Consider the following 21,844-nt stretch of genomic DNA (forward strand, 5'->3'; position numbering starts at 1 on the left):
ATACTATACATCTAAAGTAACTGACTTTTTAGATTATTCATATTATTTTATAATATTTGTAAAATTTTTATTTTTTGGTTGTAGTAAGATTCATTTTTTAATAAAATTAAAAAGAATATATAAAAAATCCGAATATTTAGTCTTTTAATTCCGGATTTACGTTATGATAATCTTACGATTCTATATATTTTGTATTTAAATCTTATAAACAGAAGGTCAAAAGAATCAGGTTCTATCCGCCCTTTTGGTTTTGAACATTGTAATGGCCAATGCTCCTGCTATACCTCTGGAAGAACACTTGTCTTTTGCTTCCCCATCCTGACTACCCTTTTGTTTGGCTTAAAACAGGCTGCGTGCGGGATATCGACTATCATGATTTTATTAGTTTTCTTGATGAAATTTATGAAATTCTTTTTTGAGCAAGTTATTTAAAGAGGAAAAGAGGTTATAAAATTGAAGGATATTTATTTTGAAAAAGATTATGGCAAGTTATACGAAGTAATTGAAGAAGGAAAATGTGAAGTGTTTGAATTTCATCACTCCTTGGGCACTATTAGACATATGTATATAAAACGGGAGATACCGATTCAACTCAGTGATGAAACTTATTACGATCTGGTAACGCCGTATGGATACGGCGGACCAATAATCATAACCGGCGAACAGGAAGACAAGCCGCTATTGACGGCAGAATTTCAAAATGCATTTCAAAAACACTGTGATGAACAGCGGATTGTAAGTGAGTTCATAAGATTCCACCCTTTCATTTCGAATGCAGAAGATTTTTCAAAAATCTATAATATCAGTTTCAGAAGGAACACCACTGGAACCAACCTCAAAGATTTTGAAAATCCGGTTCAGGAAGAGTTTTCTAAATCTGCACGGATGAACATTAAACAAGCACTAAAAGCAGGCCTCACATACCGGGTCACTGTAAACCCGGAAAGTTTGGATGCTTTCCAGGAATTGTATTATTCAACGATGAAGAGAAATCAGGCAGATGCAATCTATTATTTCGATGAAACCTATTTTTCCGACTGCTTAAAATACTTCAGTAAAAACATCTTACTGGTCGAGGCCATATATGAAAACCAAGTAATAGGGATGACTTTGAACTTTATATATAAAAATACAATACACATCCATCTCGGCGGCACATTGGAAAAATTCCTTCCCTTATCCCCTGTCTATTTGATGCTGTACGGATTGACGGTTTGGGGAAAAGAAAACGGCATCGACCTCATCCATTCCGGCGGGGGCAGGACAAGTGATTTAAATGACAAATTGTATCTCTTTAAAAAAAGGTTCGGCAAAAATACAGAATTCAACTATTTTGTGGGGTACAAAGTTTGGAATGAAAAAATATATGAGCAATTAAAGGAAGCCGCACAAGTTTACAGCGAGACAGAATTTTTTCCTGCTTACAGAAGAAAAAACAACTTTTAATTGCCACTTTCCAACATCATTACTTAACCATTATAAAAAGGGAAAGGGACGGCTTCATTTCAGCTGCAGGCTGGGTCGCATAATTTTTATTTTCATAAGCTTTGACTGTGTATAAGAACGATCTATATATTGAAGAAATTGCACAGACGGCTAGGTAGCAAAGATGGAAAGGGCTATTCTTTCGTCACAACGAAAAGAAGAACACCACAGCTGCCTAGCCTAAGTTAATTCAGATTAAAACAGGATTTGGCCGCCTCTTGGCGACAACACTGGAGAAAGCGATAAAAAATTTATGGTTTAAAGTTGCTGGCCGGCACAGTGCTCTGCAGGCTTTTTCTTGCTCTTTACAAAGAATTTTAAAATTTAATGGAATTCTCAATTATTAAAAGTTCCCATTCTGAATTCCCCTTATTTCTTCCCTGCGCCGCTCCTTGACTTTTCATTTTTAACTTAACTGAAATTGCAAAATCTTATAAATAGTGATAGTATTTCGTTACTATTAAATTAATATCAAGTTATACACTCCGTCTTTCCATCCAATTAACTATCCTCAGCCGTTAAGCTTCAATTTTAATTGTCTGACCTTTTAACTTCCGTTAGTTTAAAATCCATAATGAAATGAGGTCTTTTAATTGCTTGATATATATTTTGAAGAAAACTATGGACGTTTGTATGAAAAAGTTGAAAATGGCAAATGTGTCGTATTTGAATTTGAACATTCCTTGGGATCTGTCCGCCACCTTTTTATCAAACGGGAAATCCCAATCCAATTAAAAGGTGAATCTTACTATGATTTAGTAACTCCTTATGGCTACGGCGGTCCTGTTATTACTGAATGTAAGAACAATAAAGAAGAATTGGTGCAAGAGTTCCAACTGGAATTCCAAAAATATTGTTTTGACAACAATATTGTCAGTGAATTTGTCCGATTTCATCCTTTGCTGTCAAATGAACAGGATTTCAAAGATTGTTATACTGTAAATTTCAGGCGCAATACTACAGGCACCACGCTTAAACCTTATGATGATCCAGTTCAGACAGAGTTTTCAAAATCAACCAAAAAAGCCATACGTAAAGCGTTGAACGCAGGTGTTGAATTCAATGTGATTGTTAACCCAAAAAGTTTGAAAGAGTTTCAAAGAATTTATTACGCCACCATGAAAAGAATCGATGCATCTTCCCATTACTTTTTTGATGATGAGTACTTTTCAGACTGTCTCAATTTTTTTGGTAAAAACCTGATTCTTGTCGAAGCGACGTACGATAATCAGGTTATCGGAATGGAATTGCATTTTCTGTACAACAACATTTTGCACACGCATTTGTCAGGCAGTATTGAAGACTTTCACCACTTATCCCCTGTTTATGTATTGACCTACGCCATAGCTCTATGGGGAAAAGAAAATGGAGTCAAGCTCATACATTCAGGGGGCGGTGTGACCTCCGACCCGGAAGACGGCCTTTATCTTTTTAAAAAGAGGTTCGGCAAAAATACAGAATTCGATTATTTTGTGGGATACAAAGTTTGGAACAAAAATTTATACGAAAAATTAATGGAAGCCGCAGAAGTAAATCGCAACACGGAGTTTTTTCCGGCCTACAGGGAAAATGAAAATCCTGCTTTTAACTGACCCTTCAATAAAACGATTACTGAATATTTCTATAAAGAGGGAAAAATTTAGATACATCTAATCTTTCCACTCCGGGCAAAAGTTTTCAGCGGGAAGCCGGCATCGCGACATCCAGCAGTGCATGCTGCTGGACCCACATCCTTTTGGTCCGAAAATGCATCTGTTTATCGCAATATGGAGTTTCGTATTTCTTTATCAACAAGCAGAGGCGAGAAGAAGGTTTTTCCTTCTTCTCGCCTCTATTTAATCTGTGCTTTATTTATTTCCAGTCAGCTTCACGGTACTTCTTTTTAAAATTCCTGCCATGAATTTCATATCTTCTGTGGTATAGCGCTGATCGCAAGGCAAAGGAAGAATGTTGGCGGCATATTGATACTCCATGCTTTCTTTCGGCACCAAATCCAGCACATTCGGCCAGAGAGTGGGGATATAAATCTTTTTCAGCGCCAGCTGTTTTCTGACTTCAATTCCATTTTCAATATAAAACGGGTAAGCGAATGGCCCATCCGGAGAAACCAGCTTCAGCGGGTTCTCTTCTTCTAATTCATTATGAAGAAATTTAAAATTTTCGTTTCGAATCTGTCGGATTTGCTCATAATCAATTGCTTTCAATATATTATGGGTCAGTTTCGACATCTTAAGTATGGGTTCCTCTCCATATAACTCATTGATTTCCAAATAATCACGGTAATAATCGGAAGCCTGCCCTTCAAAACGTCCGAGGATATAAGACATCCGATCTTTGGATACATCAATTTCCAGTACTTCTTCCAATGCTTTGTCGCTGGACAGATATGCCCCGTCAGGTACGCCAAAGAACTTCCGGCACGAATAAATTGTATCCGTGTCTGCCGTGGGTTTTTGAAAAAAAGCGTGTGTATTGTCGATGATGATCCGGTCAAATTGCCGCTTCAGTGCCATAATCAGTTCATCTGTAAGTTGTCCATAAAAATTGACGATATATAAATATTCATCTTTTGCCAGTGCTTTGCTAAAGGAAGGCGTAAAATCGGCATTCACTTGATAGTATTCAAAGTCGTAGCCCTTTTTCACCAGCATATCACTGACGGAATCGCAAAGGTAAAAAGGAATGTATAATTTTCTGATGCCTTTTGCTTTCACTAAATACTGCAGAGCGTTTCTTCCATTATTAAGCGGTATCAGATCGTTATGGTATTCCGTTCCATTGAAATTTTCCAGTCCAAAATAACCGCCTATTTCTTTCATGCCTATTCCTCCTGGTTTTCTATCCCCGATACAAGGGGAAGAATTCTGCATTGTTTATTTCCACAATATTTTTCTTGAAATTTACAAGTTCCTCGTAAACTGCTTTATTTCTGGTTTTCATTCCTATTAATAAATCCAATTCCGGGGACTTTGTGAACCCTTTTTTAAACTTCAAAAGATTCTCAAGTTTACCTGCCCCTCCCAAATGTAATTCTTTTTTATTGTTTTCGAGTCCCCAACGGCATATTTCATAGATAATCAGACTATTGCTGGCTAAATGATAGCATTCCGGATCAGTCGCTGCTAAATGGTAATGGAGATAATCCCCGTGGTGAAGGATAAATGCAGCACCCACATATTTGCCCTCGTGCTTTGCACTGATAATAAATTGTTTCCCTTTTAAAGCTTGGAACGAGTTGTGCAGAAACTCTTCCGTAAACCTGTAATAGTCCCCGATTTCATTCTTTTCGGCCATCAGTTCATAAAGCCTGTAAAATTCCTTTGTACTGAATCCTGTAAAGTCAAATTCGATTTCAAGGTTGTTTTTAATCCCTCTTCTAACCTGTCTTCTTGCATTAGAGGAAAACTCTTCCATAAAGAAATCATCTTTATTCAGATCAATATACAAAGTCGTCCCATGACCCCTCATTTGATAAATCCCATTGAAATCACAATGGTTTTTCAGCCAGGGATTGAACCGTATATATTCAGTGATAATATTATTGTGTTCGCAGTATTGCTGAAATTCCGCATCAAATAAAGCGATCAGTTCCTCTTTCCTGTTTTCGTTACAATTCAAAATAACGGGTCCACTGAAACCATAAGGGGTAATCGTATCGTAATAGCCTGTTTCTCTATCTAGTATCCGAATCGGTCTTTTTATGAATTGATAAAATATGTGACCCCACTCATTTTTTAATTCGAATAGTTGGTGCTCCCCCGCTTCTTCTTTCGTTTCGAAATACTTTCCCCATTCCGGCAAAAAATAAGTATCGGGAAGTGTTGTCATACCCTCATTCCTTTCTATTCAATTTTTAATTTGTACTCAAAGTATGCTTATGAAATGATTAGAAACCGTGCAGGATTCCAGAAAATTTTAGTGACCGTTTTTTTTCCGTAGCAGACGACACTTTTTGACTTTTCATGAAATTTAATCACGGTACAACTTATTAACAGGATCCGTTTAACTCTTTCCCTGCTTATTAATAGCATATTAGTATCCTCGCAGTATAACTTCCTGTTAATCCCACTTCTGCAAAATCTTCAAATCCCTTTACCACCTTATTTCATCAAGTGGAGTTCTGCTTCCTTATTCATTTTTCGGTATAATTCCGTGTATTCTAAAAACCGGTCATTCTTGTTATAAAGTTTTGTTGCCCTTTGGATACTGGCATGCTCATAAAACTTTTTCCCTTTTTCCCTTATCTCATTAACAGCGGTGAATAAACCCTTTACATCCCCTTTTTCAACAATAACACCACATTCTTTGCTGGCACTCTCTATACTGCCTCCGGTATTGTAAGTAATTACCGGAGTCCCGCATGCCATAGCCTCCAAATTCGTTGTTGGAAAATTGTCTTCATATGTTGGATTCAAGAAAATATCGGCTGCGGTATAAATTTCTGCAAGTTCTACCGCGTCCTTCGTTTTTGAGATCGGCAAAATATTTGCCGGCAGCTCTTTTCTTTGAGAATCATCCAAGCCCACCAACACTAAAACCGTGTCATCGCGCAAGAGCGAACTCAGTTCGATAAAATCGTCCAATCCCTTTTTCTCTGTCCATACATTGGCTACTCCCAGCAATATATATTTTCCACCCAGGTTATTATTTGTAATAAAGTCTCCTTCTGTCGGCTTGAATACAGCGAGGTCAATCCCGTTATTTATCACCTGCAAAGAGTAGTCGGACAGGTAGGATTTTTTCACTAAGTCTCCCAGCCATTTCGATGGGGTTACAATGGTAAGGTTCTCCACTCCCCTGAAGATTTCTCTCTTCCGCTGAAAGTTTTCTTTTGAATTGTCTACGAGCAAGCTTTTGGGATAACTTGCCAGTTGAGGACAATCCCGGCAATTCGTTTTCCATTTATCACAATTTATATAATCAAAATTTGCGCAGTGGCCCGTAAAAGACCAACAGTCATGCAATGTCCATATAACAGGTTTGTTCAGCTTTTTCAAATAGTTGAACAACAATTCAATGTTCAAATAATAGCCGTGGATATTATGCAAATGTATAACGTCCGGTTTTAACTTTTCCACTTTAGCCAGGAATTCTTCGGTTGCTTTCTTAGAGCCAAAACCATGTTTGTCCAGCGTTCTGCTTAACGCTACATGAACGTAATTATTGAAATCCCCGCCAATTTTAATGGCGTTGGAGCAATTCCTTGCTTGATCCCTGCCATAAGCAATGAAACTATCATGTCCTTGTTCTTCCAAAACAGAATGGATATCCACTGCAATTCTGCCAGTGCTTTCTATGCCGCAAAATGTGTTAACCTGCAATATTTTCATATCCATGCCCCCTTCTGGGATTTAGAGCGTTCGCCTTAATTACTTAATAGATACACCAACGTTGAAAATAGGAGAAAGGACTTTTAAATGTAATAAATAATTACCAATACCCACTACCAACTACTCGCTTCTTATTTGATTTTATCATAAAAATGCATTAAAGTCAGATTTTTCAAAATCCTTATTGAAACTATCGATATTGAAATCCTTGTAATGAAAAGACCCCGTCTAGCCAGTAAAGCAGCTATACGGGGTCTTTTTCAGGAATCGCGAAAGTTGCCGCTCATCCTCTGTATAGGGGGAAAAAACCTGTATTTAATAAGTCAGTTGTATTTCTTTTAAAAGCAACAAGTTCATCATAAATTTTCTGGTTCCTGATTTTCTTTCCCATCAGTAAATCCAAAGGCTCTGTTTTGGTGAAACCTTTTTTAAATTTAATGATTTCGCTGGTTCCACCGCCAAGATGGATTTCTTTCTTTCCATTTTCTGTCCCCCAGCGGCATGCTTCATAGAGTATTAAGCTATTTGCCGCCAAATGATAGTACTCGGGATTATTCGCCGTTAAATGGTAATGCATATAATCTCCATGATGCACCACCAGGGAAGAGGAGATGTATTCCCCTTCGTAAATTGCGTTTACAAAAAATTGTTTCCCGGTTAAATCTTCAAAAGAATTCTTTAGAAATTCTTCTGAAAACAAATAATATTCATTATCCACATTATTCTTTTTTGCCATCAACTGGTACAGGCGATGAAATTCTTTTGTACTGAATCCGCTGTAATCGAATTCAATTTCAATGTTTTTTTTCTTGGCTTTCCTTACCTGAGTTCTGGTTTTAGCTGAAAATTCGTTCATAAAAAAATCGTTAACAGTTAAATCGATGTAAACGGTATGTCCATTATTGCGCAACTCGTAAATGTGATTGCAATTGTCTAAATTTTGGATCCATGGATTGAACCTGACGTATTCCGTTATTATGTTATTTTCTTCGCAATATATTTGGAACTTATCGTTAAATATTTTTGCTAATTCCTTTTTTTGATCAGGTTCGCAATGAAGGATAATCGGTCCGCTGAACCCGTACGGCGTGATAATGTCATAGTGTTTTGTTTTCCCGTATCCAGTTGGAATTTCCCTCAGGATAAATTGATAAAAAACATGCCCTATTTCATTCTTGAATTCAAAAATAGTCGATTTCCCCGCTTCTTCTTTCGACTCAAAATAGCTTCCCCATTCGGGCAAAAAATAGATATCCGGAAATACCGTCATGTTCAGTATCCTCCCATGCAAAATCCAATATTTTATATGCTATTCCTCTTTGGAGCATTAACATTAAGGACTCAAACCGATTATTGATAAGTGGGAAAAACCCCTACCTTGTTGTCGGCATCAACAGAATTGCACAACATCTCATATATTTTTTCATTCCATACTTTATAACTGACGTAATAGTTGAATTCTGTATTTTTACCAAATTGTTTTTTGAACACATATAAGGGGTCATCAGGGCTGCCGCTCTTCCCTCCTCCTTCATGAATCAGTTCCATTCCGTTCTCTTTCCCCCATTTCACTAAAGCGTAGCGCAACATTACACTGGGTGCTAAATGATGGGAGTCCAGCCGGGTCCCTGAAAGGTGGATGTGAATCATTTTCCCATATATAAAGTTCAATCCCATTCCAATCACTTCGCCTTCATGAATTATCTCCACCATCAATACATGGTCGCCCAGATACTTCAAGAGTCTTGAAAAGTATTTTTCTCCAAAAAAGTAGACTTCATCTGCTTTTTTCCGCTCCATAGTTTCAAAATACATTCTTTGAAAATCATCTAAATTACATGGATTAATAGTGATTTTGTATTCAACGCCTGCTTTTAGCGACTTCTGAATACTTTTTTGTTTAGATTTTGAAAATTCACTTTGAATGGGATCATCGTAATCTTTAAGATTAATTCCTATAGTTTTCCGCCTGAAAGTCAAATCGTAGCATCCGCTGAAATCTGGTGCATTTTGCAGCACCGGATGAAATCTGACAAACTCGTTTACAATGTTGTTCTTTTTGCAATAACCTTCAAAAGCTGTTTGAAACTCCTCTACTAATTCCTGTTTATTTTCATTGGTGCAATTCAAGATGACTGGTCCGCCATAGCCATAAGGTGTGACCAGGTCAAAATAATTTTCAGCATGTGACAGTACGGGAATCAGCCTCTTTATAAACATATGCCTTACTGTTCCCAAAACATGGTGATATTCATAAGTTTCACACGTACCGTTTTCAATATTTTCATACAGTTTTCCGTAATTTTCCTCAAAATATAAATCCTTCAAATTTAACGCCCTCTTTTCTGCCAGTTTTTCCTCTCTTTTCAATCAGTTAGGCAATCGTCCGGCTTTTCGTGGGAGATGTATGCTGGTATTTTTCCAAAGAACCGGCAGATTGAACACCTTCATACCGGCCCTTCGAATAAATTCCGAATTCAGGTAAAATTCTTTATGTTCTTTTATGAATGCTTCTTTAAACTTGTGTTGCCTCAGTAAAAGGTAGAAACGATTTTTCCGCTTAGTCCGAGTAATCGTCTCGTCATATTGAAAATTTGTATGGCCATTTATCGCATCCAACAGCTTTGCTGTCTCTTCGTTTTGAAGAACTGCTGCATTGAAATCCGATATCTTCCTTTCAGACCACGAGCCTTTTACATCTACCCGGTAAACCGACATCACTTCATCGATATAGTAAACCGCCCCATTATGTGCTAAATGGACAGCAAGAGGATAATCGCCAATCCCCGTATCCAAATAAAAAGCAGGCATGCTTCCCGCTATTTCTCGCCGGTACATCATAGAATTAGTTGGAAACAGTTCGCCTCCTCCTTCTATAATTTCATCAGCGGAAAATATTCTGTCCTGCCGGCTCGGTCGCACTCTCGATATAATTTTTTTGCGTAATTCAGAGAACCTGTAGGCAGCGTGGACACACAGGCTGCATTGAGGATTGGTTTCCATGTAATTCACCTGTTTCTGTAATTTATAAGGATCTGTCCAATAGTCATCCCCTTCACAAAGAGCTACATACTTGCCCTTAGCTCTCTGCTCATTTACTTGATTTATTTCAATTCCCTGAGAAAATTGGTTTTCTTTTTGATAGATCGGCTTAATCATATCCGGAAATTTTTTTACATATTGATCGATAACTTCAGCAGTATGATCAGTTGAAGCATCATCATGAATCAGGATTTCAAAATTAAAATCCGTCTTTTGCATTAAAAACCCTTCGATGGTTTCTGCTATATAATCCCCATGATTATAAGTCAGGCAATCAATACTCACCAATATCTCTTTTTTCATAACTCCTGCTCCTTGCTATTGTAAGATTTTCTGCTATTTATACGAGGCGGCTATCTGAACTGTTATTCATCATTTCCATGGTCTATATAAAAATTTTCATCATCATATTGTTCCATTAAATCTTCATCCGTAATAACCAAATGCTCTTCATATAAAACATTTCCCGTCACCACATGCCCTTCTCCGATGCCTATAAAAATCCCCCTATCAGATTCATTACGCGGATCGAGCGCCAGGTTATTGATAATTTGGATATTATTACTTGGAGTCATGAGATTTCCTCCCCCGTCTCCAGGTCGGACAGCAATATTGTAATAGTTATTAAACACATTATTGGATCTTATAATATTTGAATCCGATGCGTTTTTAATGTCAATGCCATAGTAAAAGCCAGTGACTGTATTGTTCTCTATGATGCTGCTCAATTCACTTTCCACAGTTATTCCCTGCTGTGAATCATTACCTGGCCTGTCTTCTGATACAAAACAATTTTTCACCAGGTTGCCTTTGCCGACTCCATACAGTGACAGGTGGCCATCACCCGAATTGCGGATTGTGCAAGATTCAATCACATTGTTATTCGAAGCGAAATTAATTATTCCAGATCCAAAATTAAATTCCGAAGTGACGTTTCTCACCGTATTATTATCGGAATGATGAAGATGAACCCCCTGGGAATGATTTTTCATATACAGGCTATCTACCGAGCTTTTTTGAGTATCCTGAATCATTACAGCGATGTTAGAAATTAAGGACCCGCTTTCCGGGATCTTTTCCCCCAGCAGGACGCCGCCTATTAAATGGACTTCTTCAGTATCATGGATCCAAAAAACCCCATACTCTTTATCAGTCTCCGTTTTAAAAACGGCACCGTCCATTAGAATAGTAATGGGTTTTGTAATCTCCAGTGCGAAAAATGCTTCTCCGTAACCGGTCACCGATACAAGTTCTTCATTTTTGCTTAATTTGTAGATTCCTTCATCAATCTGAAGTGTTCCCCCTTCTGGAGTTTCATCTATGGCTTGTTGGATGGCTTGTGTATCATCAGCAACTCCATCCCCTTTTGCATCACTGACTGCTGCCGAATTATTTCCCCTGTCTCTGTAACTTTCCGTTATCAGTAAAACCATTCCAAGGATGACTGCACCAAAGAGCAGAATTGACCGCCATTTTTTTTTCATTCGCTGGCTTTACCCCTTCCGTTGTTGCAGAGTTTAATGTTAAAAATATGCAAGTTCCGTCCTTTGTATCGAAATTAAGTCAACTGTATCAGTCGCGCCATTTGGTGTGGAGAGGATTCCTGAGTTTATGAATGCTCTTTTTGCATGAGAGTCCTATTCAAATAGACTTTAAAAAAACTGTTAGGATTCCAAATAACTGTTGTACATGCTTTTTTTGGAAAGCGTCACATTATTCAAAACCACCCCGAGGAGTTTGCTTTTAGATGAATTGATTATTTCTTTCGCTTTGATTGCATCATGTTTTACAGTCTCACCGGAACTTAACACCAAAATTGCACTATCACATTTATTTATCAATATTTGACTGTCCGCCACTGACAATATTGGTGGCGAGTCGAAGATGAGGAGGTCATACATCGTTTTCAATTTGGCAATCAGTATATCCATCGAGTCAGATGATAACAGTTCTGCCGGATTTGGTGGAATTGGTCCGCATGTCAAAATATCGAGTCCATTTATAGCCGTTACTCTTACAGAACTTTCAATAGAACTTTGTCGGGACAGGACGCTGGATAACCCATGTATGTTTCTGATATTAAATGTATTATGCATTGTCGGTCTCCTCATATCTCCATCTATGAGCAGAACGTTTTTACCTTCCTGAGCATAGACAATCGCCAAATTTGATGCCGTAGTTGACTTCCCTTCAGATGGTGCCGCTGAAGTTATGACAATTGACTTAATATCCTGATCAATGGATGAGAAATTAATATTTGTCCGCAAAGTCCGATATTGTTCTGACATCAAGGAACGCGGAGTTGTAAAGGCGATCAAATTCCTTTGGGCCACATCCAAATGCTTTTTCCTATTTTTCATCATAAGCGGTGAGCCTCTTTTCTTTAAGTGATTTTGGCGAAAGCTCTTTTTCCGCTTTTACTTCGGCAATTTTAGAAATGATTCCGAGTAGCGGCAGCTGCAAATATTTCTCTATATCTTCCTCACTTTTTATTGTCGTGTCCATATATGCCAAAATGAAGGAAAGTCCAATGCCCAAAATCAGCCCGGCTGCTCCAGCAGCAGCCATGTTCACCACCAAATTCGGTTTAACCGGCACGGGGTTTTCTGTTTCTTCAGCTGGCCACATTATTTTTACATTATCCACATTCATCAAATTTTGTATTTCGCTTTCGAATACTTCTGCGGTCGTATTTGCCAAAAGAACAGCTGTGGCGGGTTGTTCATGTTCAACCACGATATCAATCATTTGCGAATCGGCAGAAGAGTTGACAGTGATACTGCCAACAAGTTCTTTTGCCGTTGTATCCAGATTCAACTGTTCGATGACCTGCGTCAAAATCACCGGACTTTTTATAATATTGCTGTAGGTGTTTATCAATTGTAAATCTGTCTGGATCCCCTGGTTAGTCAGCTGACCGTCTACTGTCTGCTCCTGATTTACTAATAACTGTGTAGAAGTTTGATAGGTCGGCGTCAGGATGTAAATGGAGATCACTGCAGCAATGCTGATTGCCAAAACTGTTAAAATCAGGATTAAAACCATTTTCTTTCTTATAATACCGACTATTTGACGCAGACTTATTTCTTCTATCATTGCTTTCACTCCTTTATTTTTGATTAATTGGATATGCATCGATTATATTTTTATTAATTCAAAGTTTATTATAGGCTATTAGACCTTCCTAAGCCAGCATTTTTACAAAATATTTAAATAATTCTAAAAATTTTGTATTTAAATGCATGCACTAATTTGTTGAGTGCATGAAATGGTTTATTTTCAAGTAGAATTTCCCGCATATATCTGCACGTGCTTTTCAAACTCTATAACAAAACCGGTATTTCAGGAGAACATTTAATTTCCTGATATACCGGTTTTGTTATTCCACTCCAGCCGACCATGCTGATAGCCCACTTTCTGTCCAGGCTTATCGATAAGCGGGAAATGCTCCTGTATCATCCACCATTCCAGCCGCTGCGCATAAATCATTATAAGCTTGCTGGTTCCATATTTTCCGGCCGATGAAGTATTCCAGTTCCTGATTTTTCCCGAATTTTTTCTTGAATAAAAAAAGTTTATCCTCGTTATCTCCAGTCCTTCCGCCTCCATGATGGATCAGTTCCAGGCCATTTTGTTTTCCCCATAAAGCCAGGGCGTATTGAAGTACATAGGCGGGTGACAGGTAATGAAATTCCTGCAATGTGCCTGTCAAATGGACATGTATTAAATTTCCATACATAAAATTCAGGCTCATCCCGATTGTCCGGCCTTCAAAAATCACTTCAATCAAAATGATGTTTTCCTTAAAGGATTCAAGGCATCTTGAAAAATAATTATCATCGAAATAATAAATGGACTCTGCTTCGTTGCGTTTCATGGTGGAATGATATATTTCTTTAAATTTCATTAAATCAGCAGGCGCCTGAATCACCTTGTATTCCACTCCCGCTTTGATCGCATGCCTGATGTCCCGCCTGCAGGAAGCGGAATATTCACTCAGAATGGGATCATCCGAAGCTGCCAGATTGGTTTGAACTGTTTTACGTTTGAAGACAATATCGTAATGACTGACAAAATCCTCTGCATTTTTGAAAACGGGATGAAACCGGATCAGTTCGCTGACTATGTTTTGTTCCTTGCAATACTTTCCGAAAGCATCAGAAAAGGCTTCGATCAATTCGACTTTTTTACCTTCTTCAAATTCTGTGACCAGCGGCCCCCCATAACCATATGGCGTAGTCAAATCGTATGCAGCATCAGCTCTGAGCTTCAACGATATCGGCCGTTTGATGAACATATGGCGCACTTTCCCCATTTCATTTTGAAACTCAAACACTTCACATTTCCCGCCTTCAATTCCTTCATATAAACGGCCGTAATCCTCTTCAAAATAAATGTCCTTCAAGTAATCGCCCCCTCTATAAGCAAAATTCCCAGTTTTCATTGCATAAGCAACAAGGTTCTTCGCGTCCCTTCTTCTGATATCAATTGGGTTACAACACAGTTTGAAAAGCTCGATTTACTGAATATCCAAATCTGCGTTGCTGCATACTTTTATACAATTGAAACTAATGTCGAAGGGGAGTATATCGATATTCTAGCATGAAGAATTCTGATATAACAGATAATTCTAAAAAAATAATTTAATTTACATATATAATATTTGCTTCACTCTGGCTTTCGTTCGAAATAATACCCGGCATCAAATTATTCTTTAGATTATCAGTTAGTCAACCTTCATAGCCCATTGACTATTGTGGTGATAAGAATGTAACTTCATGTCCCACCCTGCTGAAACGGAGTCATCAGGGAACGGGATTTATATTCTTCCTCAATCTGCACAACCCGGATCAGAAAAGTTCTCGATTTACCCCAGGTTTACTTCAGATGAAACTTTTCCTCTCACTGTCCGTATACATTAAGCAAGAGGTGATGAACCATGAGGGTCAAAAAAATAATTCCCTTTCTGCTGGCTTTCGTTCTGGTGCTGCTGGTTCCAACGCATGCTTCAGCTGTCGATTTTGAAATATCGGAAGTACAAATTGAAGCCCTGTTGAACGAAGACGGCACAGCGGATGTTACCGAACAGTTTACGTATCAATTTGAAGATGACTTCCAAGGCATCACGCGCGGACTGATCGAAAAGGAAGGAACGTCAATCGGTAATTTCCAAGCTACTGAAAACGGTGAAGCTTTGCGGGTGGAGACCGAAGACGGTCTTTATAAAATTTACCGTGAAGGCGAAGGCGATGAGACTGTTCAAATTGAGCTGACTTACCAAATCGAAAATGCCGTCGAAAAATATGAAGACGGCGCACAATTCTACTGGGCGTTTTTTGATGAAAGCAACGAAAGTGATTACGGCGAGATGACAATTACTGTCGTTCCTCCTGCCCCTTCTGACAGCGTGGAGGCGCTCGGCTATGATGAAGCTTTTGAAACACAACGAATCATGAACGACGGCACTGTGATTTTTGAAATGGGCTCTGTACCTGAAGGTGAAAATGCGGACATCCGGGCCATTTTTGAACCGGAACTGTTTCCTGTAACTGCTGCCCTGGACGGGACCATACGCGATGACCTTGCATCGGACCGTAAGGAATTGGAAAATGAAGCAGCTATTTTCGCAGAGAATCAACAAACGGCCAGAAATATCGGAATTCCGGTCATAGCCATTGCCGGTGCGTTGTTACTCGCAACGATTTTATTGGTTTGGATGCGCGCATACCAGCGCAAACGGAAGATCAATAATTATCCTTATCAGTTTTTCGTGCCAAAGGAAACGATGAGCATTCCGGCTCTGCTCCATTTCACGAATTCCGCTTTCCTGTCGCCGAACACTATTTCGGCTGCGATTATGGAGCTTATGCGAAAAGGCAATGTCCGCCAATTGTCGGAAAATCATTTCGAGCTGATCGACAGGGACACTGAACATGCGCACGAAGCTGCGCTGATCGGACTCCTTTTCGATGAGATCGGGGACGGCCGTGAATTTACGCTGGAGCAAGTCGAAGTATATACGGAGAATGAGGACAATCACGAAACTTACAACAATGCGATTGCCGAATGGAATAAAGGCATCAGCGACGAAGTAAAAGCTAAAGGCTTTCGTGAAAAACATCCTGTCCTTCGCTGGACGGTCGGCGGGCTAGGCATCCTGTTCATCGGCCTCGCAATTTATACCGGCATATACGAGTTATTTCCTTGGATGGCGGCTTCCATTGTGCTGGCTATGCTGGCATTCGGTTTCGCTATCGGCTATTCGCCCATCACTCAGGAAGGGCACGAAGTCCGCCGAAACTGGCGACGCTTAAAAGAAGCGATGGAAGAATTGCCTTCCGAACAATGGAACCGTTTGACGAAAGATGAAAAACAACGCGCCTACGCCTATCTTCTCGGCAGCGACCAAAAAACCGCCGAACGGAAAGCGGCAGTATTCACATCCGCTGATACGGCAGCAGATGGCACTAGTTTCATCATGAATCCGGTATTCATGACAGCCATCTTCGTAACGGCCGGTTCCACCACCCACGCCACTGCAAGCGGCGCCGGCACAGCTGGCTCTGGTGCAGGAGTCGGCGGCGGTGGCGGCGGGTCTGGCGCCTTTTAATAGTTAGACGTGAAAGTGGCCCTCGCGCATGCGGGGGTTTTTTCTTTTGAAAAGTCGATTCAAGCAGTAGATGTGTTCTCTGAGGGGGGAGGGGTTGGCAAAAAGATGTCAATAAACACAAATAAATATCTTTCTGCACACAAATCTCGATAATCGCACACAAATTCGTTTTATCGCACACAAATCTTGATAATCGCACACAAATCCGTTTTACCGCACACAAACTTAATTTACTCGATTCACCACCCCACGCTAGACCAAAAAACTTATCACTAAAATCATTTCCATCCCTTTAATCACAAAGAACCCGGAGCAAGCAGAGATTTCTGCTTGCTCCGGGTTCTATTTTCTTCGGTATTACCCCTGATGCTTTCCTAAAAACTCCAGCATCCGGCTATACACAGCAATCTCGTTCTCTTTACGCGAGAAACCGTGCCCTTCGTCTTCCAACACCAGGTATTCGACGTCGCGCCCGGCATCTTTCAGCTTGGCGACGATCTGGTCGGACTCTTCTTTGACGACGCGCGGGTCTTTTGCCCCCTGAATGACCAGCATCGGCTTAACCATGCCGTCAAGGTAAGTCGTTGGCGTGTCTTTGATAAAGCGCTCTTTATCACGTTCCGGGTTGCCGATCCAGCGTTCCATCATCGGCTTCCAATGTTCCGGCACCGAGTTGTAGAAAGTGAACAGATCCGATACGCCGAAAATATCGACGACGGCTTTGAAATATTCCGGATGGCGGCCGTGCAGCAATAATGCCATATAGCCTCCGTAGCTTCCGCCGACGAGGAATAATTTCTCGCGGTCGCTGATGCCTTCTTCAAACAGCCATTCGATTCCGGCCAGGCAATCGAGACGCGGCCCTTCTCCCCAGTCCTGTTCGACCAGTTTGACGAATGATGCGCCGTAACCTGTGCTTCCACGGAAATTCGGTGCGAATATGGAATAGCCCCGGTTCAGGAAACATTGGAACATCGAACGGAAAATTTTCCGCTCCGCCGCCTGCGGTCCACCGTGCGGCCAGAAAATCGTATGGCCATTATCGTTTTCAGGTTTTGCCCTGAACAATAAAGCCTCAATTTCCATCCCGTCAAATGATTTATACGTAACCACATCCGGTTCCACCATATGCTCCGATCCCAGGCCAAGCACATTGTTCTTCGTTAATTGCATCCAGTCACCGCCGTTTTCCAAACGGAAAATATTGTGTGGTACGGTTGCGCTCCGTCCCAATAAATACAGTGAGCCCGATTTGGCCACTTGAATTTTATCAATGATCGCTGCAGGCAATTGCAGTTTCTCCGGTTTCTCCATTTTCAAATCGAAACGGTAAAGAAAATCACTTACTCCTTTTTCAGTCGCAACGTAGAAAGTGGAACTCTCTTTATGCCATTTCAAGTCGCCCACGCTTTCATTGTCAATCTCAAGAACTTTTGAGAATTGCTTCGAACCGATTTCAAATTTTGCCACATAATTATATTCGCTGTCATAATTGGTCACAAAGTAAATGGTGTTGTCATCCGTGAATACCGGTTCAGACGCGATATGGACTTTGGAAGCATCCGGCGTCAGGTTATGAGTTTCATCGCCGATTTTCACAAATGACGTAACGTAAGTGTTGGCGAGGGCACGTGAATAGACGATCGCTTCTTCATTGTCGGAAACGGCAACCAGCTGAGTCGCGCCTCCTTCCCCTTCATGAAGCAGCGTATCCGTTCCGTCTTCCAGATTGCGGACGTGCGAATTCAGGAAAGTCGGATTTCCGTTTGATGTAACGTAATAAAGGCGTTGGCCGTCTTCACTTAAATGTTCAAAAAAGTATTTTTCATCCGGCTCGCCTGTGATCAGCGGCTGCGGCAGCCCGCCTTCATAAGGCAAAGCGTAAATCTGATGGTTCTCATCGCCGTCTTTATCATAACCCGCCAAAACAAAGCGGTTTTCCGAATCAATTTTGATGAAACTTACGGACTCGTCCCGCTGTGCGAACAGATAGGGAAATCCTGCCGGCAAATCCATTGCCCATAAATTCACATTGCCATTTAAATTTGAGCTGAAGATCAGCCGCTTCTCATCCGCACTCACCGTAAAATCGGAAATTGTATATGTACGGAAAAATTGCTCTACTGTTGGTTTCGGAAAATTGATCATTGTATTTCCTCCTGAAATCTTATTTTCTGTTTCTTCTGAGATGACTGAATCTTATGCACACATCTTCCATTATAGCGCAAAATTGCTTGGGTGACAGTTCCAAATTCCACGCAATTCTGATAACGAGGGGTGACCAGCACACGCCTTTTCGTTACAATAGAAGTTGTATAGCTTAATAGTCTTTTAAAAAGACTCAAAACTCGAACGAACCATACACCCAAGGAGGCTTCCCGATGACAAATTTACAGGAGATTGCCCAGTCTGATGACTACGGGCAATTTGAAATAAAGGAATTATACCAGGCGACACAATTACTTTTGCAGGAGTTCCAAAAATCGAAAACGGAACCGGAAAAGCTTAATGACATCATCGCTCACCTGAAAAAACGTTTGGAGGGGCAGACTGCCTACCCGCTGGCGATTCTTCTTGAGTCGAGCCAGCTGGGTATCCGCCACCAATTGCAAAAAGCCTGGAACAGCCCGATGAAACAGCGGCAGCTGTTCCTGTTCGAAAGCTTATTTTTCCAATTCCGCGGCAAAGTTCCACCGACTGTCTGGAACCAGATCTGCCTGAATTATGCCGAGGTACTGATTTATGTGGGCCGCTCGCTTGATGGGCTGCATGTGCTTGAGCAGATGGTCGAGTCTGAAACTACTGATCCGTCCTATCAGCGCAAGGATGCGGAACGCGGCTGGGGACTCTTGTTTTATTCCACATTCCTGACCGGCAAGGAAGAAAAAGCGGACGCTCTCCATAAGGCGCGTGAACTGTTGAGCCAAGGGATTGAAAATATCGAAGATGCCAATGGCAGTGCGCTTTATGCAGACCGCCTGAAGCTGGCACAAAAAATGTTGGATGAAATCGGGCCGGTCGACGTCACCGCAAATTACAAGCCGAACTTTTTCGAAGGCCGTGAAAATGACTATCGTAATTGGTGTGCGAAGCAGCATTTGCTGTTGAATCCGGATAATGAGGTCGATCCGGAAGGCACCATGAAAATCGATACGCTTCGCTATCGCTATAAAGGCGAGGACAAAGAGCAGGGTGTATTCCTTGAAGCTTTCATGGATTCCCTCTTTGCGGAATTCACGGCACAGCGCGAGCAGCTTTTCGAAGCTCTTGAAAAGGATCCGTCCCAACCTGAACGCAACGAGCAATTGAAGATGGTGTACCGCCAAACCTTTTCTTTATTCAATAAAACCGCCCAATTCCTCAACCATTACTATGAACTTGAAATCAGCAGCCCGCGTGCCGGCATGCAGCGCATCTGGTTCGAGGACGACCATCCGAAAAACGAACTCAAACCGTTCATCCGCGATACCAAAAACAGCGCATTAAAAGCATTATATTGGTTATCTAAAGAAATGTACGGCTACGAACGTTCCGAATCGCAGAACCTTGCTATGATCCGTTCTCTCCAATTGCGGGATCAGATGGAACGCAGCTTTGTGCAGGTCATCACTAAAAAAGAAGAAGTCGCCCAAACCGGCGAACTCCGAAAGCATCAGGTGACCCAGGGTGAACTCGAACGCCTCGCCTTGTCGACGTGTTTCAAAGCCCGCAACGCCTTGATGTACCTGGTGTTTGCGATTGGGTCAGGGAAAAAATAAATGCAAATCGTTGAGCCGTCTCCCTCTTAGAGAGAGGCGGTTTTTGTTTTGGGAAAACATTTGTATAGAAAAGCTTTCGCAAAACTCGAAAGCTTCCTTAAAAGGCTGAAGTTTTTGGCTTGTGGTTTTTCGCTTTTCGCCTGGGTTTCGGCGAAAAGCATGCACTAGGGGGTTTTGAACTTTGGTGAGGGGTGAAGGCTGATTCTGAGTCCTAGGTAGACGACATATTATTATCATTAATAACGCATAGTTATTTAGCCGGGCATAAAGCGGCTTTTCCGCGCACAAAATAACAGCTCATCTATAATTATTCAATTACAGGAAATTCCTATCATTCAAAAACCCAAAAACCACCTCCAATAGATACAGAAGTCTTTTGGAGGTGGCCATCTATATAATTTGAACTGAAGAGTTACTATAAACATAACGCTTCAACGCTATGGACTAGGTCCGTACCAGCGCTGAAGAAAAAAAGCTTAGATATGGAGCAAAACAGCGAAGACGCCCAGGGGGCCAAGCGAAGTGCTGAGATCCACTCGGACGAAGTGAAACGAGACCGAGTTAGCTCAGCGCAAGCCCCCAGGCAAGCGAAGCTGTTTTGCGGAATATCGACTATTAGAATTTATTTAGTTCAACTTATATACATTTCTTCCTATAACACACTATTCGGATGCGGCTTCGTAATATCCACTGCATACACATCGATCTGATTCACAATCAGGTCGCGGATGCCGTAGATTGGACGTTCGTTCCGCTCTGTTTCTTCAATATAACCGTTCACTTTCTCCTGCAGCTGGATGCCGACTGACTTGCCGCCGCTCGCATCTTCAAAACGTTCACGGAAAGCCTGCTCGTACCATAAATTCGATACTTGAATATTCTTCAACACGCCTTTTTCCTCATGCGCTCCAACCACCAGATAATGATTGCCGTATTCGTCCCTCACCAAATCGTTGGTCTGGATTTTTTGCATACTCATTATAATAAGTCTCCTTTCATTCATAATTTACGACATTTATGTAGGATGCCTTCCTTACTAAGTATTCTCTAAACCTCAGCCCAATAAACCCTGAAGTCAAAAAAGGCCACGGAAACCAGTTGATTTCCGTGGCCTGATTAACTCTTTGAGAGCCATTCAATAAATCTTCTCATCAAAATTCGGTTGTTCCAGCTTTACTTCGTGATGAACAGTGATGTTCTCTTTGACGCTGTAAACTGCGCGGCAAGCCAGAATCAGGCTGCCGGACAAGTAGAGCAGATTGCCGTATAACTCGGCAATGGCAAGAAGATTGAGCAAGCTGCCGAACACAAAAAAGGTTCCAACGAGCAAGTCGTTGATGGTTCTTGTGAGTCTGCAATGCTTTGTAAAAATCACCCTTGAGGCCCCTGTCGTAATTTCGAGACAATCTCCCTTATCTTTAATGCTGGGCATATACTATCCTCCTTCAACATCTAGTGGCTAGCTGCTTCGGCTAATTGGCTCCAAGGGTAAAAGCAACGGGAAGACTTTATTTTGTTTCTCCATACATAACCGAATCGCATCATTTTCAACCCTATTTTTCAAAAAAGAAATAAAAGTAAAATTGGAGGGAATAAACGGAAAATTTAACCCTCTTTAA

Annotated in this window: 17 protein-coding genes; 4 read left to right on the plus strand and 13 right to left on the minus strand. The window is 40.8% G+C overall.

Going from position 1 to position 21,844, the window contains the following annotated elements; all coding sequences use genetic code 11:
- Positions 1-453 precede the first annotated feature (453 nt).
- A complete protein-coding gene (locus ACFQ1X_RS07665) occupies positions 454-1,446 on the plus strand; it encodes a GNAT family N-acetyltransferase (protein WP_144838048.1) in 993 nt (330 codons plus the stop codon).
- A gap of 632 nt (positions 1,447-2,078) precedes the next feature.
- Positions 2,079-3,077, plus strand: coding sequence for a peptidoglycan bridge formation glycyltransferase FemA/FemB family protein (locus ACFQ1X_RS07670; RefSeq protein WP_144838050.1), 999 nt, complete (start codon positions 2,079-2,081; stop codon positions 3,075-3,077).
- Between the two features lie 255 nt (positions 3,078-3,332).
- Here ACFQ1X_RS07670 and ACFQ1X_RS07675 read toward each other — a convergent pair whose 3' ends face one another.
- The 10 genes from ACFQ1X_RS07675 to ACFQ1X_RS07720 all read right to left on the minus strand — a co-directional run bounded on the left by ACFQ1X_RS07675 (position 3,333) and on the right by ACFQ1X_RS07720 (position 14,262).
- Positions 3,333-4,304: a hypothetical protein gene (locus tag ACFQ1X_RS07675; protein ID WP_144838052.1), complete on the minus strand. Its 972-nt coding sequence runs from the start codon at positions 4,302-4,304 to the stop codon at positions 3,333-3,335.
- 19 nt (positions 4,305-4,323) lie between these two features.
- On the minus strand, positions 4,324-5,313 hold the full coding sequence (locus ACFQ1X_RS07680) for a GNAT family N-acetyltransferase (protein ID WP_144838054.1): 990 nt from the start codon (positions 5,311-5,313) through the stop codon (positions 4,324-4,326).
- Between the two features lie 272 nt (positions 5,314-5,585).
- Positions 5,586-6,815 carry a glycosyltransferase gene (locus ACFQ1X_RS07685; protein WP_144838056.1) on the minus strand — a complete coding sequence of 410 codons (1,230 nt, stop codon included), beginning with the start codon at positions 6,813-6,815 and terminating at the stop codon, positions 5,586-5,588.
- A 283-nt stretch (positions 6,816-7,098) separates the two neighbouring features.
- Complete coding sequence (locus ACFQ1X_RS07690; RefSeq protein WP_379081983.1) at positions 7,099-7,671, minus strand: GNAT family N-acetyltransferase; 573 nt, start codon at positions 7,669-7,671, stop codon at positions 7,099-7,101.
- Positions 7,672-8,165: 494 nt separating this feature from the next.
- On the minus strand, positions 8,166-9,143 hold the full coding sequence (locus ACFQ1X_RS07695) for a GNAT family N-acetyltransferase (RefSeq protein ID WP_144838060.1): 978 nt from the start codon (positions 9,141-9,143) through the stop codon (positions 8,166-8,168).
- Between the two features lie 42 nt (positions 9,144-9,185).
- A complete protein-coding gene (locus tag ACFQ1X_RS07700; protein WP_144838062.1) occupies positions 9,186-10,160 on the minus strand; it encodes a glycosyltransferase in 975 nt (324 codons plus the stop codon).
- A gap of 62 nt (positions 10,161-10,222) precedes the next feature.
- A complete protein-coding gene (locus ACFQ1X_RS07705; RefSeq protein WP_144838064.1) occupies positions 10,223-11,341 on the minus strand; it encodes a right-handed parallel beta-helix repeat-containing protein in 1,119 nt (372 codons plus the stop codon).
- A 180-nt stretch (positions 11,342-11,521) separates the two neighbouring features.
- Positions 11,522-12,217, minus strand: a complete 696-nt coding sequence (locus ACFQ1X_RS07710) for a CpsD/CapB family tyrosine-protein kinase (RefSeq protein WP_144838103.1) — start codon at positions 12,215-12,217, stop codon at positions 11,522-11,524.
- Complete coding sequence (locus tag ACFQ1X_RS07715) at positions 12,207-12,953, minus strand: YveK family protein (RefSeq protein ID WP_144838066.1); 747 nt, start codon at positions 12,951-12,953, stop codon at positions 12,207-12,209. The genes ACFQ1X_RS07710 and ACFQ1X_RS07715 overlap by 11 nt, the downstream gene beginning before the upstream one ends.
- A gap of 331 nt (positions 12,954-13,284) precedes the next feature.
- The gene (locus ACFQ1X_RS07720) at positions 13,285-14,262 is read right to left on the minus strand and encodes a GNAT family N-acetyltransferase (RefSeq protein WP_144838068.1); all 978 of its coding nucleotides are present in this window, start codon (positions 14,260-14,262) and stop codon (positions 13,285-13,287) included.
- A 534-nt stretch (positions 14,263-14,796) separates the two neighbouring features.
- On the opposite strand from ACFQ1X_RS07720, the gene ACFQ1X_RS07725 reads away from it, so the two are divergent.
- A complete protein-coding gene (locus tag ACFQ1X_RS07725) occupies positions 14,797-16,467 on the plus strand; it encodes a DUF2207 domain-containing protein (RefSeq protein ID WP_144838070.1) in 1,671 nt (556 codons plus the stop codon).
- A 357-nt stretch (positions 16,468-16,824) separates the two neighbouring features.
- Here the strand turns inward: ACFQ1X_RS07725 and ACFQ1X_RS07730 are convergent, their stop codons facing one another.
- Positions 16,825-18,615, minus strand: a complete 1,791-nt coding sequence (locus ACFQ1X_RS07730) for a S9 family peptidase (protein ID WP_144838072.1) — start codon at positions 18,613-18,615, stop codon at positions 16,825-16,827.
- 233 nt (positions 18,616-18,848) lie between these two features.
- Between ACFQ1X_RS07730 and ACFQ1X_RS07735 the strand changes: the two genes are divergently transcribed.
- Positions 18,849-20,225: an LA2681 family HEPN domain-containing protein gene (locus tag ACFQ1X_RS07735; protein ID WP_144838074.1), complete on the plus strand. Its 1,377-nt coding sequence runs from the start codon at positions 18,849-18,851 to the stop codon at positions 20,223-20,225.
- A gap of 652 nt (positions 20,226-20,877) precedes the next feature.
- Here the strand turns inward: ACFQ1X_RS07735 and ACFQ1X_RS07740 are convergent.
- Entirely contained in the window at positions 20,878-21,204 is a 327-nt protein-coding gene (locus ACFQ1X_RS07740; RefSeq protein ID WP_144838076.1) for a hypothetical protein, read from the minus strand.
- Between the two features lie 156 nt (positions 21,205-21,360).
- Entirely contained in the window at positions 21,361-21,657 is a 297-nt protein-coding gene (locus tag ACFQ1X_RS07745) for a YrhK family protein (protein WP_144838078.1), read from the minus strand.
- Positions 21,658-21,844 lie beyond the last annotated feature (187 nt).

This window comes from Metaplanococcus flavidus (assembly GCF_042675885.1).
Classification (GTDB): Bacteria; Bacillota; Bacilli; order Bacillales_A; family Planococcaceae; genus Planococcus; species Planococcus flavidus.